The sequence below is a fragment of the Paenibacillus sp. CCS19 genome, assembly GCF_033239625.1.
In the GTDB taxonomy this organism is placed as follows: Bacteria; Bacillota; Bacilli; order Paenibacillales; family Paenibacillaceae; genus Paenibacillus_T.
Genome location: NZ_BTCK01000007.1, coordinates 115,284 through 132,589, shown reverse-complemented (window position 1 = coordinate 132,589; position 17,306 = coordinate 115,284). Strand labels below are relative to the sequence as shown.

The window sequence follows — 17,306 nt, the reverse complement described above, 5'->3', positions numbered from 1 at the left end:
ATCCGCTTACCTGATTTGTTGAAGCATCTCTTCAATCGACAACTTGCCGCTCTCCATATCGTCGAACATACGACTAATGTCAAGCTTCTCGGCTTCCTTGCTCTTCCCGATGGCGGCGCCTCCGCTTGCGGCTGCAATGGAAGGTTCACTAAGAAACCCCGCAAGACGAGAGATCGACGTATACGTGAACAGATCCGTTAGCTTGAGCCGGCCCGGGAACAGCTGCTGCAGACGGGCAAACATGAGGTTGAGCATGATCGAATTGCCGCCCAGCTCGAAGAAGTTGTCGTGAATGTTAATCTCTTTGAATCCAAGCACCTCTTGGTAGACAGCAGCCAACTGCTTCTCGATGTCGGAATAGCCGCTCTCTCGTCCATTCATTCGAATCGCCGGTGCCGATTCGGCCGCTGGAGTCGCCTGCTCCAACCGGCGGGAAGCCGCTGCGAAGGCTGCATCTCGCTTCAGCTTCGCCTCTTCGACAACGGCCCCGATCTCGTCCGCCATCACGAACGGGAACAGCTCCATCATGGGCAGCATCTCGCTCGCCAGGTTCATGCGGCCGACCATCACGCGCTCGATATCGCGGCTTACGATAACGTCGAAAGCATCCATTGCTTCCTTCGTCCCGAGCGTCTTGTACAAACCGTCGCGGTTCGAACCTTTGCCGACCGCGAGGCCGATCTCCCGCCATTTCACCCAGTTGATCGTCAGCGTCCTCATGCCCTTCGCATTCCGATAAGCAGCGAAGGCGTCCAGGTAAGAGTTCGCCGCGCAATAATCGCCTTGTCCCGCTTCGCCGATGAGCGATGCTCCAGAAGAATAGAGAATGAAGAAGTCAAGCGCATCGTCTGCCGTAAGATGATCCAGCACCCACGTGCCGTGCACCTTCGGCTTGAACACTTCATTGAAGGTGTCCAGCGGCTTGGCGATCAGGAATCCATCCCCTGCAACGCCGGCGCTGTGGATAACGCCATGAATGCCGCCGAACCGCTCGCGAATGCCGCATAGGAGCGATTCCATGCTAGCCAGATCAGACACGTTCGCCGCTGCACAGGTTACCGTAGATCCTGATGCTTCCAGCTGCCGCAGCAGCTCGATTTTGCGTGCGAGCTCTCGATTCTCCCCCGCCGCAAGCTCATCCCAGCGTTCCCTCTCAGGGAATTCGGAACGGCTCACTAAGAAGAGGTGAACACGATGCTGCGAAGCGAGGTATCGGGCGGCTTCCAGCCCCAGATCACCTGTTCCGCCCGTAATCAGGTATACGCCCTGATCTCGAATCTCCAATGGTTTGTCGTTGTAATCCGACAGATCAATCGGCGTAAAACGCTCGATATACTTGGTTTTGTTCCGAATCCCAACCGCGTAATGCTGCTTCTCGTTGGACAATTGCTCGATTAGCTCATCAATCGAAGTCTCCGAATCGAGATCGATGACTCGGCAGCGCAAGTTGTCGTATTCGCTATGGACGACTTTGCCAAGACCGAACAGTGCCGCTTGCTCCGGATGCAGCTCCGTCTCCGTGCCGTCAATCCGATAGACGTTATTCGCGACGAGCGCAATATCGACCGGCTGCCTGCAGCCTGCGCGGACGAGCGCTTGTACCAAGCTCAGCAGGCAATAGGTTCCCAGCTGCTGGCTTCTGCCCAGCTGCTCGATCGTCGCGGGTCCGCCGCTTGGCGTCCATCCGGCTGCGTGGACGATTTGGCTGATGTCGTGAGCTCCCACGATTGCCACGAGACGATCGTAATCGGCTTCGTCTCCGCTAAGCACCAGCTTCGTGTCGTCAATCTGCTGGAAGGCGTCCCCGAATTTCGCTTCAATGACGATTCCGCCTTGAAGATGCAATGCGTCGACAATCGCCTTACCCATCGCGCAGCCGCTCGTTAATACGAGCGTCTTGCCCTCTCGCTTGGGTGCAACGCGATTGAGAGCTGCATCATTCGGCATCGGTACCCATTCCAGGCCGTAGTACAACCGATCTTCTAGCGGATGCGGTGCCGAAGCCGCTTCTGCTGATGCCGCCGATGCGGCTTCCTTCGCTGCCTCGGGGACCGCCTTCGTCCGCCTGCGAATGTTCGGATCGTCCAGCCAGTGCAGCTGACGATCGAATGGATAGACCGGCAGCGGCACACGGTAGATTTCGCTCTTCGCATACAACGCTTCGAAATCAACGTTCACGCCTCTCGCGTACAGATCGGCCAACGTGTCCCATGCGAATCGATCGTCGCTCTGCTGCTGAAGCCGTTCGACGGCGCTGTCAGCGAGTATTTCCAGCTCCGTTAACTGCGCGCCGCTGTTACTCTCCTTCTTGCCGCTGTAGTGGATGGAGCTGTCCACAGCATGAACGCCTTCATCGCGCAGCTTCGCGATCAAATCCCGCAACTGCTCCCGGCTCTCTGCAACAATCGCTAAGCGGCAGCGGTAATGTCCGCGTCCCGTATTAGCGGTGTAGCTTATTTCTTCCAAGCTGAAGCCGCCGGCTGCGTCGCTGTTCAGAAACTCATCGTATCGCCAGATTAGCTTGTACAGCACTTCCTCGCTCATCGCCGACAGCGCGAGTATATTCGGCTTCGGCCATTCAGCCGCCTGTCGCCGCGCCGCTGCCGGCGCTTCTTCCAGCACGACGTGGCAGTTCGTGCCGCTGAAGCCGAACGAGCTGACGCCGGCTCTGCGCGGCACCTCTGACGCCCGCCACCTGCGAGGTGCCGTGTTGACGTACACCGGCGAGTCCGTGAAGCGGATTTTACGATTCGGGCGGTTGAAGTGAATCGTCGGCGGGATGACGCCGAACTTCAGCGCCAGCGCAGCCTTAGCCATCCCGGCAATGCCAGCGGTCTGGTAGGAGTGGCCAACGTTCGATTTCAATGAACTGACCGCGCAGAACTGCTTCTTGTCCGTGAATCGACCGAACGCCCTGCGCAGCCCTTCGATTTCGATCGGATCGCCGATTACCGTTCCCGTCCCGTGCGTCTCGATATACGAGATCGATGTCGGCTCTATGCCTGCGTCCTTCCATGCCTGCACGTACAGATCAGCCTGCGCTTGCACGTTAGGCGCTGTAATGCCAATCGAATTGCCGTCTTGATTCACAGCCGTCCCCTTGATTACAGCGTAGATATGATCCCGGTCCTCGATCGCCCTCTCCAGCGGCTTGAGCAGCACCGTTACGACGCCTTCGCCTAATGCCGCACCGTCGGAGCCGTCGTCGAACGCTCTTGTTTTGCCATCGGACGATTCCATCCCGACCTTATCCGTCGCCTTATCGATCGGGAGCAGGCTGAGACGAACGCCGCCGGCGATCGCCATCTCGCACTCGCCCGAACGAATGGCTCTGCATGCGGTATGGACGGCGACCAGAGAGGAAGAGCAAGCCGTATCAATGACGAGGGCCGGTCCCTTCAGATCAAGCAAATAGGAGATTCTGCTCGCAATAATCGCGGACAGATTGCCGGCAATAGACGCCGGTTTATGCTGCGGATCCACCCACTCGTCAAGCATCTGACGATAGTTGTAGCCGCCTAAGTCGGCGACATGGCCGACATATACGCCAGTATTGCTGCCTGCCAGCTTGCTGCCGCCGTAGCCCGCATCCTCAAGCGCGTGCCAGACCGATTCCAGAAACAACCGTTGGTCCGGGCTCATCAAGCTCGCTTCTGTCGGGAGCATACGGAAAAACTTAGCGTCGAACCCGTCGACATGGTCGAAATAAGCGCCGTCCATATAAGTCGTCTTAGCCGGGTCCTGCTCGATCCATTCCACAAACTTGCGCGTGAACGCCTGACGCTCTTCCGGAAACCCGCCCGTGCAGTCAATGCCTGACGCTACGTTCTCCCAGAAGTCCGACCAATGCTCCGAACGCGGCAGCTGGACCGACAACCCGATGATCGCGACTTCTCTCGATCGGAAGCTTGCGGCGGAAGCTTGCTGCGCACGCGACTCTTGTTCTTGCGGCTTGCTGACTGGCTGGCGATTCAGATGAAATTGGCTTAGATCGATTCTCACAGTGCTCATCTGCCTCCTCCAGCCAGGGAAGGGCTGTGCGAAGCGTCAGCCGAACCGTTACTGGCCGATTGAGCCATGAATTGCAGCAGCTGCATATAGCTCGCCATCCATTCCTCCAGCTTGGACGCTTGAAGGCGCTGTTCGTTATAGGCCAGCGTAATGCCGAAGTAGCTGTCCTTCTCTTCCGCCGCGACAACGATATCGTAAGCCGCCTGCCAATCGCCGCGCGTCCGCAGCACGGATGCATCGCAGAACAACGCTCGAACCGACTGCTCATCGGTTCCAGGCTGCATGCCCTTCACCTGGTCGATCGTCCATTGCGGCTGTCTTGTCTCAGACTGCCGTAGCTCTTGGTTTACCGACTGCACATAATGCGCTAGATCGGATACGCCATTGAAATCAAATTCGTATTCCGTCAACCAATTTCTCCTCAGATGGACGCTGACCGGAAGCTTCAGCTCTTCCCCTATCAAGGACAGCGTGTAGGCGAATGCTACGGCGCCGACGCTCATAAGGCTTACATTCAATTCCTTCGCGAGCCGCCTCAACCGCTGCCACTGCTCGTCCTGTATCTTGTCCTGCAGTCTTCCGTCCAGACTGACCATGTGCGAGATCGAGTTCGCCGCCAGAAAATACGATTGCGGCAAGCGCAGCGTGCCTAAGCTCTGCAGCTTGCTCCCCGCATCGATATGTGCGGCAATCTGAGCGATCGTCGGAAGCGCGAACGGATCTGTAATCTGTACGGCGCCCGGATACATCATTTCGACAAGGTCAACCATCTGCAGAAGCAGACTCGACGAGCCGCCAACCTCGAAGAAGTTGTCGTAGATGCTAAGCCGCTTCGACGGAAGCAATTCTGACCAAATGTCCATTACAGCCTTCTCCGTCGCATTACGAGGCTGCGCACGCTCATTCTCCAGCGCCTTTGCTTCGTACAACGGTGCCAGCTCTTCTGCCATTTCTGCGAATTGCCCCTTGAGGAACATATCGCCAAGCACATACCGCTGCACTTTGCCGCTCGTTGTTTTCGGAATCGTACGGACGGGGAACACGTGAGCAAGCTCCAAGCCCATCTTCATGTTGATATGTTTCTTGAGCGCGAGGCTCACTTCCACGAACTGCTCCAGCTTCTTCTTATATTGAATGAATACGATAATATCTTCCCGATGCTCCGCAGCGTTGTGGACGCCTACTGCGGCCACCTTGCCAAGCTCAACGTCATCCACCTCTTCTGCAACCCTCTCGATATCATGCGGGTAATAGTTCCTGCCATTGACGAAAATGATGTCCTTGATTCTGCCGGTAATGTACAACCTCCCGTCACTCATAAAGCCAAGGTCGCCCGTATCCAGCCATCCGTCGCTAAGCAGCGCCTTGCTCGTCGCCTCTGCGTTACGGTAATAGCCGCTCGTGACGCTCCTGCCGCGAATCTGAATTCTGCCGACCGTCCGCTCAGGCGACGCTTGCGCATTGTCGTCTGCGATCCGTACCTCGACATGGTCTATGGCATAACCGACTTCGGCGAACGTGACGCTCTCCTTCGCATCTCCCGAAACGATTCGGACCTGTTCGCCCGATTTCACATAATCCCGATCTACGCTCATGCTGCGGATGCCTTCCTGCAAATTCGGGAACGTCACCGCAACGGACCCTTCCGCCAAGCCATACACATTGTAAATGGCCGTGTCGGGCAGCTTGTGCGCAGCCATAACGTCAAGGAACTGGCGGCAGATCTCGATTGATATCGGCTCCGCGCCGTTATAAATCAGCCTCACTTGCGAAAGGTCCCAATCCTCCGCGAGCTTAGGCTTGTAAGCAGTCAGGACGAGCTTATACCCGAAGTTCGGTGCGCCGAGAATCGTGGCGCCGTGCTGCTGCGCCTTGATCAGCCAGAGTGTCGGCCTCTTGATAAAGGCGTTCGTCGACATGATGCATTGATTGATCTGCGCTCGAAAAGGCGTTATGTGCAGGCCAATCAAGCCCATATCGTGCGTCAGCGGCATCCAACTGAGATAAGTATCCTTGTCGGTCAGTTCGATTCGACTAATCATCGCTTCAGCATTGCATAGCAGATTGTCATGGGTCAGCATGACGCCCTTCGGCGTTCCCGTGCTGCCCGACGAGAACTGGATGAACGCGATGTCCTCGCGCTTCGGCGATGCCAGCCGTCCATGCGGGAGCTCGTCATCCAGACCATCCACGAGCTGCTCGATCGGCAGCAGCCCCGTCCGCAGCGACTCGGCGCTATAACCTGCCACTTCGTTCTCCATCAGCTTCGTCCACCATTTGTCCTCAATGGCCACATAAGGCGACTTCATCGTCTCCCACACTTTGTATAACTTCAGGCGATGTTCGTCATTCGCGCCCGTGCTGACCGGCACCGGAATGATCCCGCCCGCTATGCACGCCCAGAACGCATAGAGGAAATGCTCTTCATGCTCGATCTGCAGGATGACCTCGTCACCGGGCTTCAAGCCTCTCGCTTGCAGTCGGTACAGCACTTTCATCACGTGATCGTAGAAGGTGGAGAAGGATACCCGTTTCTCTTCGCTGCTGCCCCAGATGAATGTAATGAATCGTTCGCTTAACTGGCTGTTCGCCCTTAATACTTCTACCAGACTGTGGACCACCGTTAGCTGCTCCTTTCTAACCTACTAATCTATTTTTCAGCAAAATTTTGTTAATGGCCGTGACAACCTCTTGCGCATAATCGTGGATAAAGAAATGGTTCCCGGCAAATACGTACACTTGGCAATGGTGACTGCTGTGCGCCAGCTGCTTCCATGGCGTCATGTCGGCAAGCGGAACATCGATGTCATTCTTGCCCGCGAACACCGACATCCCGCAAGCGAGCCGCTCCTGCTTCGGAAGATGTACGTATTGTTCCGTGATTCTGAAATCCGACCGGATCATCGGCATGACAAGCTCGAGCAGAAGCGGATCGTTCAGCACCTCGTCTTGCAGTCCCCCGTAACGCTTTAGAAGCTCGAGCATTTCATCCTGCGGCAGATTCCAATGAAGCGGCAGCTCCTTCTCCAGATGAGGGGCTCTGCGTCCCGATACGAACATGTGGACCGGCAGTCGATGCCCGTTATGCAACAGCTTGTAATACAGCTCGTATGCGAGCCAACTTCCCATGCTGTGCCCGAATATCGCGTATTCCTCGTCATCGATCCACGGCTTCACTTGCTCATAGATGTCGTTCACCGCTTCTTCGAATGTCGCCGGCAGCGGCTCTCCGAACCTTCGCCCGCGCCCCGGCAGCTCGATCGACACCAGCTCGATGTGTGCAGGCATGAACTTGTTCCACCGAATATACGAAGCGGACGAGCCCCCGGCATACGGTATGCCTATTAGCTTCATCTCTTCCTACTCTCCTTTTGTCTGAAGTTCAATCGGTTCTCTACTAAGCTTAATGTAGCATCGCCTAACACCTTTCTCGCCGATTCGACGCAACAGGCCGAATTAATGTAATAACTGCATCGCATCGAGGAGAAAAAGTGCGATAGGTATGTCATAACTGCGCGACGCGTGTGTCATTATCAGATATTCTCCGTCTTCACGCGGGACAACAGCAGGAACAGCACAGCCGCACATGCTGCAAGGCAGGCCATATGTACGACAACGGCTTGGGAATAACTGCCTGTGCCGCTGAACACCTCTCTATTGAGCTGCGTAATCCAACCCGTCGGCAGCAACCGCGACAGCTTCTGCATGCCTTCCGGCATAATCGACGCATCCCAGAGCGTGCCCCCAAGCATAGCCAACGGCAGCGAAACGACGCTGATGAGCAGACGGCCCGTCGACAGACGCGTCGTACGGCTGACGAGCAGCAAGCCGATGCCTGCGGCAATTACGTTCAGCAATCCATAGGCTGCGACGAGCAGCAGCAGTTGACCGATAGACAGCGACAGATCGATCTGGAACACGGTGCTCATTAGTAGAATCATAAGCAGGAATTGCGCAATGCCGATTGCCGCGAACACGCCCACCGTCTGCAGGTAATAGCTCAATCGGCTGTACGTCGACAGCAGCACGCGCTGCGTCGTCATGTGGATTTTGTCGCCGAGGAAGAGCATTGTGTTCGTCATCGTCAGGAACAGCATGATGAAGACAATCATGTTGAATGCGCTCGTCAGAACGACGGCGTTCGGATTGCCGATGATGCTCTGCTTCACTTGAATCGGTGCAGCGGACTGCTCGCTCTTCGCTAGATTCGCTTCGAACGAAGCTTCATCCGCCGAGTTATGAGCCAACGTCTGCAGGACGGACAGAATGCTGTTGAGCTTAATCTGAAGCGAGCCGACCCCCAAGCTTCCGCCTTCTGAGTAGAATGCAGCCGCAAGCTCATCGGGCTTCGCGAGCACATCCTTAACCGTTGCCGTCAGTACGAGACCAACGTCGCCGTCGTAATGGATCGCATCATCCTCCGTCTCTGCGCGGGTCACCGTTACTTCCTGCTTCTCGAGCATCGCCGTCAAATAATGATCCAACGCCGCATCCTCCACATAAGTCGTTACCGTCAGCTTCGTGGCCGAATCATACTGTGCGACGACCGAGTAAGTGAAGAGAACCGGAAGCACGATGATTAGAACGAGCGTCAGCTTCCGTTTCATGATCCGCCTGGCATACAGCTCGAATACGCGCATCTTAGCGGACCCCCTTCCTCGCGAGCGAATAGATCGAAATCAAGATGAACCCGAGGGCGGCAACGAGCGACGAATACACGGGCGCCAGATTGATCACGCCTTGCTGGATGTAATCGAACAACGGCTGCTGGTACAGCTCGTTGATGCTTATATTGCGCAGGCCGCCCAGATCGATCTTGATAAAGCCGCCGCCGATGAAGGTCATCACAGGAATGAGCAGCGTCACAACGCTGTCGATCGCCTTCACCCGTCTTGCGATTACGCCAAGGATGAGCCCCAGCGCATTGAAGAAGATCGAGCCTGCGATGATGATGAAGAACACGACCAGCATGTTGTCGCCGTAGCTGACGTCGAACAACCACTGGGCACATAGGACGATGATGATTCCTTGCACAATCGAGATAGCGCAGCCCGTCAGCAGTTGGCCGACAATAAGCGATGTTCGTGACAGCGGCGATACGAGATAACGGTCACCAAGCGCCTCGCTGTATTCCTCTTGGACAAAATTCATCGTATTCGCCAGACCGTATACGAGAATGAGCACGAGCATCGTTACGCCATAGTAGCTTAGCGCTGTAATGCCGCTAGAGTCGCTGCTGCCGTCCCCGCTGCTATTCGCGCTTGCGCCAGTCGTCAACAGGTTGCTGTAGACATATGTGTACAGCTCCTTCTGATTGCCCGCGCTCGACACATCCATCGCCAGATAGCCATCGCCGAATGTGGATAAAGTCAGACCCGTAATGTTCACCTTGTCGATATTGCTGTCCTCGCCGTAGACGATTACGCTGCTATTCTTCTTGTTCTCGAAACCGCTCGTCAGATCGGCCGGGATGAAAATATACTGCTCCGCCTCGCCGTCTCTGAGCATTTGCTCTGCCTTGTTCGCGTCGGTCTCGACCGTTACATCGAACAACCCCTTATTATCCTCGCTCGTCAGGAATGTCACGATATCTGCGCCGAGCTTGCCTTGGTCTTCATTGACGACGACCGTCTTCACCTGGGACAGGCTAGCTGGAACGGCGCCGCCTTCGTCATCCTTGTCGAACGCGGAGGAAAGTGCGTTACCTAGAATAACGATCAGCAGCAGCGGCAGCAGAATGTAATTGACGATGATCGTCGGATTGGTCAACTTGCGTTTCATTGAGGTTGCGAATATGGTCCACATGGCTAATCCCTCAAATTCTTACGCGTTAATTTGAAGAACACTTGCTCCAGATTCGGCGAGATGTACTGAAAGCTCTTAACTTCCTCACCGAACGCATCCTTGATGTCCGCAATCGCACCAACGTCGTTCTTCGGAATGCCGATGTCGACTATGTTGCCGTCCGTCGAGAGCACATTGCATTTCTCCAACTGCTTCGCATATGCGGTGCTCTTGCGCTGCAGCTCCAGCTTCAGAATCGCTTGATCCGTGTGCTGCTGGATAATATCGTTCAACGTTCCTTGGCAGAGCATCTGGCCATTGTCGATGATGCCGACATGTGAACAGATTTTCTCGACCTCTTCCATATAGTGCGAGATATACACAACCGTCGTGCCGATCTGGTTCAGCTCGACGATCGCATCAAGAATCCGGTTGCGGGACTGCGGGTCTACGCCGACTGTCGGTTCATCCAGGATGATGACATCGGGATTGTGGACGATGCCGCATGCGATGTTCAGTCTGCGCTTCATGCCGCCGGAGAATTTCTTCGGCTTCTGGCTGCGCTCATCCCACAGGCCGACGAACTCGAGCGCAAAGCGAACCTGCTTCTTCAGCCTCTCGCCCTTCAGGTCGTACAATTTGCCGAAGAACATGACGTTCTCATAAGCCGACAGATCATACAGCAGCGCCAAGTCCTGCGGTACATAGCCGACGCGGCGGTTGGTGCTGGCATTCATATGCTCGTTGAACCATTGCAGCTTGCCGCCCTGCGGCTTATCCAAGCCGAGCATGACCTTCGTTAAGGTAGATTTGCCGGCGCCATTGGGGCCGAGCAAACCGTAAATTTGCTTATCGCCTATCGAGAGTGAGAGCCCTTTCAAGACTGGCTTCTTTTTGTTGTAGCTGAAATGAATGGCTTCCCCTGTAAACACTGTCCGCATTCATGCGTACCTCCCGTAAAATGGTATTGAATCTTTCATTAACCCAGTGTAGCATCGGCGCATTGTGTCCCTGCGTGCATGTCGTAACACACGCTTATACTGTAATAACTGCGCGGGCGGGCGGCAGAAAGCATGTCGTAACTGTTAAGAATGAGGGGCTCATAGGACCGCAATAAATGCAAATAAGCCCTCTGAATGAGGGCTTGCGGTAAGTTTATATTTCAGTGAACCGTATTATTGATGCTCTTCCCGTAGAAGATCTCGTCCTGCTCCATCTTCAGCCGCTGCGCAATCTCCTTCTGCTCCTCGTCACTAAGTGCGTCCTTCGTGTAACCGAACAGATAGTTGTTGAGATCGAACTGCCGCAGCTTGCATTTGGTATGGAAAATGTTCTCCTGATACACGTTCACGTCGATCATATCGAACTGTGCGATGATTTCGTCCGGGATGTAATTCTGAATCGAATTAATCTCATGATCAATGAACAGCTTGTTGCCGTGTATGTCCCTCGTAAACCCGCGCACCCGATAGTCGATCGTCATAATATCGGTATCGAACGAATGGATGAGATAGTTGAGCGCCTTCAGCGGCGATATCTCGCCACAGGTGGAAACGTCGATGTCCGCGCGGAAGGTGCTGATCCCCTCGCTCGGGTGATATTCCGGGTACGTGTGGACGGTAATATGACTTTTGTCCAATTGCATCACGACGTTATCCGGCAGCGGGCCTGGCGATTCCTCGTACGACTCGGTCGGCACCTCGACGATTGGTCCTTCCGAGACGAGCAGCGTCACGCTGGCGCCTTGCGGCACATAGTCCTGCTTCGCCGTATTGAGCACATGCGCTCCGATAATATCGGCCACTGTATTGAGGATATAAGTCAGCCGATCCGAGTTGTACTGCTCATCGATGTACTCGATGTACGCTTCCCGCTCTTCCTTCGTCTTCGTGAAGCAGATGTCATACATATTGAAGCTGAGCGACTTGGTCAAATTGTTGAAGCCGTGCAGCGTAATCCGTTGTTCCTCTGAGAAAGCCACCTTCGAACCCCTCCTGTCTTTCCGTAATATAGCCAGTTTGCAGTTGGTTGATTCACCATGTATTGACAAAATAGGATCACAATTGTAGTCTATGTGTAGCGATCGACTACAATTGTAATCCACGACAACAACACACATGCAATGAGCACACCACCTTATAACGAATGCCTTAGGAGGTTAGAAGATGGAATCAACCAATCCGATGCCCCGCATATCCGAGGCGGAATGGGAAGTGATGAAGGTCGTATGGGCGAATGCGCCAATGACGGCCAGCGATGTTGTCGCCGCGATCGGAGACAGCAAAACGTGGAATCCGAAAACCGTGCGAAGCTTAATGAGCCGGCTTGTGGAGAAAGGCGCACTTGGCTGCACCGTCGAAGGCAAGAGTTACACTTACTTCCCGCTCGTGAAAGAAGAAGAATGCGTACGTTCCGAAACCTCGTCGCTGTTGCGAAGAGTGTATGGCGGCGCATTGAAGCCGATGCTCGTGAACTTCCTATCCGATGAGCAGCTGACGAAGGCGGATATCGAAGAATTAAAGCAAATTCTCGACCGGCGGAAGGACTAGCGGCGCATGGATATTTTGTACCTTATCAGCATTGTCCCTGCCGTTCTCTTCCGCACAGCGGTTACAACGTCGCTCATCGCATTGCCGGTCATCGTGCTCATCCTAATCATCCGACAAGTGCTTCAGGATCACATCCCAGCACGATGGATGTATCTCGTGTGGCTGCTGCTCCCGATTCGTCTCCTTCTCCCTTGGACACCCGACAGCAGCATCAGCTTATATAACTATATTAATCTACCCGCCGTCTTCGAAGTCACCACGAGCCCTTCTGCGACTACTGACCCAACTGCAAATGATGCTTCACATGACCCTTCAACCGGCAAGTCACACGATTACAGCATGCGTAAAGTCGCGCGAGAAAGCCTTGCAAATGCCAGCCTCAACAACAGCGTGGACGCTGCCATAGAGCCCCCATCCAATTTCGATTCCAGCAGCATGAACACCGCAGCAGTAGAAGATACAACCGAACAGCCTAACCCGGCCATCGCTCAACAAAATAAAGCCGTCCATCGTTCGCACCCTTCCATCCTGCTATTGTTACTGTCGTGGATCTGGCTGATTGGAACTGCCATCGCAGCGACTATCATGATACGCGCGAATGTTAGATTCAACCTTGGTCTGCGCCGAGGGACAAGCCTTACAGCCGACACGCATCTGCGCGAACAGCTTGATGCATGCCGGAAGCAGCTGCGGATTCGCAAGAACATGAACATTAGGCTAAGCATTACCGATTATGTATCTTCTCCTGCTCTAACCGGCCTCTTCCGACCGAAGCTGCTGTTACCCGCTGCCCTGCTGCCATCGCTTGGCGAACAACAGCTGCATCATATTATGCTGCACGAGCTCTCTCATCTGAAACGCCGCGATCTGCTGGCCAATGCGCTCATGCACATCTTGCTCGCCATGCATTGGTTCAACCCAATGCTCTGGTATGCGTATGCACGCATGCGGGAAGATCAAGAGCTTGCATGCGACGCTCTCGCCCTGTCCAAGCTGCAGCCGTCCGACAGCCGTGACTATGCGCTTACCATTATTGGGCTGCTCGAGAGTTGGTCGACGCAGCGCCAATTCGTTAATGCTGCAGGCATGTCCGGCAGCCGAATGCTAGTAAGAAGGAGAATTATGATGATCCAATCCAATCGGCGATTCGGACTGCGCCGCACCATGCTTGGTCTCGCAGCTCTTGTGCTGATCGCGGGATGCTCATTGACAGGGGCGAAGGTGGACAAGCCAGACTATACTGATTCGAAGACAAAATCAGAGATTACCGCTGATTCATTGCATGCCGAAACAACAAGCTATGACCCAGAAAACGCAGCGACTGCCAACGTAACAGGCTCTACTGCAGAAACGCTATCGGTACAAGAAACAGTCGCCAAATATGACGGCGCCCGTCAGCTTCTTCTGTCGCGAGACGGCGTTGAAGTGTATGGAACTGTACAGGCAAAGTTGACTGAAAGGTACGCCATTATCTATAGCTACGATGAGATGACGATAGCGATAGACGGTATCGCCCACACTTACCCTTGGCATGCGGTATCAGATACAAGTCCGATCATCCCCACTAAAATTCAGCGGGCGGACGTCGATCAAGACGGCGAAGAAGAACTGATTGTCATTACTACCTCCAAAATGTGGCAATACGGAGAACCAATTCTTCAACGTGAAAACATTCATATTGTTAATCTAGACGACTGGAGCGAAACCGTTATACCAGATCCGATTGAAGCGGCCTCCCGTGCAATCGTGAACTCGCGAGTCGCAGTCAACAGCAATCTTCACGAGGAATTGTCATTCGAATTCAATGGTCTCCGTTATACGCATGAAGATTCATTCAACATGACGGCGGACGGGGTCCGCCAAGAGCTCGCCGATCACATCGTATTAGGTCACTACGTTTTCTATTACGTATCATCGAAAGGCGTCATTCAGGCGGGGGTCTCCGCGTCAGTCGATACTGCGGATCATACAGGATCCAGCAGTGGGTTTATTTCGATTATCGCGACTTACAGTAGGGATCTCAAAGACGCTGCTGTTGAAGTCACGCCAAACGGAGAAGGTTGGAGCACTGAACCGATTTAACGAAGAAATATCGGGGTAATATTTTCCTTATAGGTTAGTTATATTATTCAAACGCATGCTCTGGGGAGGCCCTCTATGCTTGATATTGTAGAAATCAAACGCAGAATTCCGCACCGTTATCCGTTTCTGCTCGTCGATCGGATCGAAACGCTGGAGCCAGGTGTGAAGGCAGTTGGTATTAAGAATGTCACGATCAACGAACCTTACTTCGAGGGGCATTTTCCCGAATATCCGGCCATGCCAGGCGTCCTTATTGTTGAGGCGCTTGCTCAGGTTGGCGGCATTGCGGCGTTCCATTCAGATTCCAGCAGCCCAATGATCGGACTGCTGGCCGGCATCGATAACTGCCGTTTCAAGCGCCAGGTGACGCCGGGCGATCAGCTCATGCTGACCTTCGAAGTTACGCGGGCAAAAGGACAGATCATTAAAGGCAAGGGCACCGCAACCGTAAACGGCGAGCTTGCATGCGAAGCCGAGATCATGTTTGCGCTGCAAGCGATTGACTCATAAGCAATGTGGAGAGGCAGCCCCATTTTATTGGCGGCTGCCTCTCTTTGGGTACAATAATAAATACAAGTACAGAGAACAGCCACTGTACGGACCTCTCCTACTCACTTGCAACCTTTTGCCGATGACGGTCGTCGTACTCGTAAAGATTCTATCGCAAAGGTTGTGTTCAATTGAAGCCAGCAACGATTCGTAAACCGATCATCGCTTTAGCCGTAGTTGTTGCCCTATTGTCCGCCTCGCTCCCGACAGCCCAACAGGTGCATGCCGCAACCTCAGCACAGCAGCAGCAGTGGATTCAACAGGTGAACTTCAACGGTAATGAACGGGGACTTAGCTATCCTCTTATCGTCGAGCCCGGCAGCGTGTGGATCGGAATGGATGACGCCGCTAGTCTTTTAATGGAATATCGCCGAGAGTATGATGCGAAGAAAGGTACGATCACCTTCACGAATCCATGGCGTCACATTGTAATGGAGCTCGGGAGCAAGTCAGCAGCGGTCAATGGCATCAAGATCACACTTGCAGCCGCTCCCGCGAAGCGGGATGGGACGGTCTATCTGCCCGCCCAACTGCTCTCCCAACTTATGAAAGCACAAGTGACATGGAACGCTGGAACATCTACGCTGTCTGTCCAATATAAGGCGCGCGCACTTGCCACGAGCTGGAACGACTATTATTGGGTCGACAAGGTCAATGGAGATATCTATAAAGCAGCCCCTGGGAAGCGCGCCGTTCGCATCGATCGGACAACCGCCGATGTCAGCCAAGCACAGTACCTGGAGATCGAATCACTATTCGATGATGAGAAATATATCTTATCCGCATTCGACAACTACGCAGAACCGGCCTATATCACGAAGCTGCTTATCCATCGCAATAAGCTTGTTCATCAATCGGCTGTTCATTACCCGGGCTGGTGGTGGCTCGAAGGGCTTGACCGATACGGAGATAACCTTATCCTGATCAATGGTTCGACCGTGGAATTCGTGACAACGAGCGGTGAAGTGACGGCACAATACGATCTCTCCGCGTATGGGGTCAAAGGTGAATTCGTCGTAGAGGATTACTTCAAGGACGTGCTCTTCGTCCGTTCCTACGTGAATCAGACGCTGCTGCTCGTTGATTTGAAGGAGAAGAAGACCTATGAGTTATACAAGCTTATTCTCGATCAAGCAGAGCAGAAGTTCATAACCGACAACACCGCTTACGGAGGCCTCTACGGAGGGGATCAACTGACTGCGCTTGGCCGCAGAGGCGACACGTTCACCTTCCGGCATCAGCAGCTGATGGAGCCATACGAGGAAACGCAGGTGGAGTTCACCATTCCGCGGAAGAAGTAAGGATAACGCGATTCGGCAAAATAATGCAAAAAAATTAACAGCCATCTTGCACTCGCTTATGCGAGGCAAGATGGCTTTTTGCATTTTTACAACCAAACACTTGTTAAGCTCCCGTGCCGAAACGCTGACGGTAGCCGCACTTGCGGCACAGCTCCTCTACCGCCTCGCGGCGCGAGAAGCCGTAGTAGAGATTGTTCGCGCGTTCGCCGTCGACGATCTCGGAGAACGACGTTTCGTGTACGTTGCCAAGGTTGATGACGCCTTCTCCATCGAGGCAGCACGGCACAACCGTACCGTCAACTAGCACGGCCGCCTGCGTTCGCAGCGCATGACAGAAGCCCTTGCCATCGTCCTCCGGTGCATCCAGACTCGGCCATTGGAACTCGTAATCTTGATTGATATAAACGTTCTTCGCAATCTTAATTCCTTTGCCGGGTTCAACGCGTTCCTCGATCTGATAGTCGAGATTGAACTCCTTCTCCAGAATCGACAGCGTCTCCCGATTCCGGCTCCGCTCTGCATTCGTCATGTTGTCCTGCGTCAAATTCCACAGACGGAAAGAGAACAGCACATTATGCTCGGACGCCTCGCGGACGAAGTCGAGAATCTCGCGGAGATAGCCGTCGCGGTTCTCCGAGCCGATATGGCCGTCGAAGCTGTGCAGCGAGAAGTTCATTTGGCGAAGCGCGGGTTTGCCGAGCAGCTTCGCTTTATTTTTCGTAATAAGCGTGCCGTTCGTCGTAATGTTGACCTTGAACCCCTTCTCATGCGCGGCATCCAGCAGCAGGTCGATCTTCGGGTGCAGCAGCGGCTCGCCCTTCACATGCAAATAAATATGGTTCGTATGCGGTTTGATCTGATCCAGCACGCGTTCGAACGTCTCCTGCTTGATGAACCCTTTCGCGCGGGCCGTCGGCGGGCAGAACGTGCAGGACAGATTGCATACGCTCGTAATTTCGATATACACTTTCTTGAATGTTTTCAACGAGAGAGCCCCATTCCGTCAATAAGTAAGTCTATTATAACAAAC

At 54.1% G+C, this 17,306-nt stretch carries 12 protein-coding genes; 4 read left to right on the top strand and 8 right to left on the bottom strand.

Features of this window, described 5'->3' with window-relative positions; all coding sequences use genetic code 11:
* Window positions 1-6: 6 nt before the first annotated feature.
* From SBI19_RS08070 to speD, 7 genes are all read right to left on the bottom strand, one after another.
* Window positions 7-4,011, bottom strand: a complete 4,005-nt coding sequence (locus SBI19_RS08070; protein ID WP_317966829.1) for a type I polyketide synthase — start codon at window positions 4,009-4,011, stop codon at window positions 7-9.
* Window positions 4,008-6,632: a non-ribosomal peptide synthetase gene (locus SBI19_RS08065; protein ID WP_317966827.1), complete on the bottom strand. Its 2,625-nt coding sequence runs from the start codon at window positions 6,630-6,632 to the stop codon at window positions 4,008-4,010. Before SBI19_RS08065 ends, SBI19_RS08070 begins: the two co-directional genes overlap by 4 nt.
* 16 nt (window positions 6,633-6,648) lie before the next feature.
* Window positions 6,649-7,365, bottom strand: a complete 717-nt coding sequence (locus SBI19_RS08060; protein ID WP_317966825.1) for a thioesterase II family protein — start codon at window positions 7,363-7,365, stop codon at window positions 6,649-6,651.
* 179 nt (window positions 7,366-7,544) lie between these two features.
* Window positions 7,545-8,651 (bottom strand): ABC transporter permease, encoded by a 1,107-nt coding sequence (locus tag SBI19_RS08055; RefSeq protein ID WP_317966823.1) that lies wholly within the window; start codon window positions 8,649-8,651, stop codon window positions 7,545-7,547.
* Between the two features lies 1 nt (window position 8,652).
* A complete protein-coding gene (locus tag SBI19_RS08050) occupies window positions 8,653-9,816 on the bottom strand; it encodes an ABC transporter permease (protein ID WP_317966821.1) in 1,164 nt (387 codons plus the stop codon).
* Between the two features lie 2 nt (window positions 9,817-9,818).
* The gene (locus tag SBI19_RS08045; protein WP_317966819.1) at window positions 9,819-10,736 is read right to left on the bottom strand and encodes an ABC transporter ATP-binding protein; all 918 of its coding nucleotides are present in this window, start codon (window positions 10,734-10,736) and stop codon (window positions 9,819-9,821) included.
* Window positions 10,737-10,957: 221 nt separating this feature from the next.
* The gene (speD, locus tag SBI19_RS08040; protein ID WP_317966817.1) at window positions 10,958-11,776 is read right to left on the bottom strand and encodes an adenosylmethionine decarboxylase; all 819 of its coding nucleotides are present in this window, start codon (window positions 11,774-11,776) and stop codon (window positions 10,958-10,960) included.
* A gap of 184 nt (window positions 11,777-11,960) precedes the next feature.
* Between speD and SBI19_RS08035 the strand changes: the two genes are divergently transcribed.
* The 4 genes from SBI19_RS08035 (at window position 11,961) to SBI19_RS08020 (ending at window position 16,276) form a co-directional block, all read left to right on the top strand.
* On the top strand, window positions 11,961-12,344 hold the full coding sequence (locus SBI19_RS08035) for a BlaI/MecI/CopY family transcriptional regulator (protein ID WP_317966815.1): 384 nt from the start codon (window positions 11,961-11,963) through the stop codon (window positions 12,342-12,344).
* A gap of 6 nt (window positions 12,345-12,350) precedes the next feature.
* Window positions 12,351-14,426, top strand: coding sequence for a M56 family metallopeptidase (locus SBI19_RS08030; protein WP_317966813.1), 2,076 nt, complete (start codon window positions 12,351-12,353; stop codon window positions 14,424-14,426).
* A 75-nt stretch (window positions 14,427-14,501) separates the two neighbouring features.
* Window positions 14,502-14,936: a 3-hydroxyacyl-ACP dehydratase FabZ gene (fabZ, locus tag SBI19_RS08025; protein ID WP_317966811.1), complete on the top strand. Its 435-nt coding sequence runs from the start codon at window positions 14,502-14,504 to the stop codon at window positions 14,934-14,936.
* Between the two features lie 170 nt (window positions 14,937-15,106).
* On the top strand, window positions 15,107-16,276 hold the full coding sequence (locus tag SBI19_RS08020; RefSeq protein WP_317966809.1) for a copper amine oxidase N-terminal domain-containing protein: 1,170 nt from the start codon (window positions 15,107-15,109) through the stop codon (window positions 16,274-16,276).
* A 103-nt stretch (window positions 16,277-16,379) separates the two neighbouring features.
* On the opposite strand, the gene SBI19_RS08015 is transcribed toward SBI19_RS08020, so the two are convergent.
* Window positions 16,380-17,261, bottom strand: a complete 882-nt coding sequence (locus SBI19_RS08015) for a radical SAM/SPASM domain-containing protein (RefSeq protein WP_317966807.1) — start codon at window positions 17,259-17,261, stop codon at window positions 16,380-16,382.
* Window positions 17,262-17,306 lie beyond the last annotated feature (45 nt).

Excerpts from the sequence above, each read along its gene's own strand:
- SBI19_RS08070 (WP_317966829.1), bottom strand. The coding sequence starts at position 4,011 with ATGAGCACTGTGAGAATCGATCTAAGCCAATTTCATCTGAATCGCCAG.
- SBI19_RS08060 (WP_317966825.1), bottom strand. The coding sequence starts at position 7,365 with ATGAAGCTAATAGGCATACCGTATGCCGGGGGCTCGTCCGCTTCGTAT.
- SBI19_RS08055 (WP_317966823.1), bottom strand. The coding sequence starts at position 8,651 with ATGCGCGTATTCGAGCTGTATGCCAGGCGGATCATGAAACGGAAGCTG.
- SBI19_RS08050 (WP_317966821.1), bottom strand. The coding sequence starts at position 9,816 with ATGTGGACCATATTCGCAACCTCAATGAAACGCAAGTTGACCAATCCG.
- SBI19_RS08045 (WP_317966819.1), bottom strand. The coding sequence starts at position 10,736 with ATGCGGACAGTGTTTACAGGGGAAGCCATTCATTTCAGCTACAACAAA.
- SBI19_RS08035 (WP_317966815.1), top strand. The coding sequence starts at position 11,961 with ATGGAATCAACCAATCCGATGCCCCGCATATCCGAGGCGGAATGGGAA.
- SBI19_RS08030 (WP_317966813.1), top strand. The coding sequence starts at position 12,351 with ATGGATATTTTGTACCTTATCAGCATTGTCCCTGCCGTTCTCTTCCGC.
- fabZ (WP_317966811.1), top strand. The coding sequence starts at position 14,502 with ATGCTTGATATTGTAGAAATCAAACGCAGAATTCCGCACCGTTATCCG.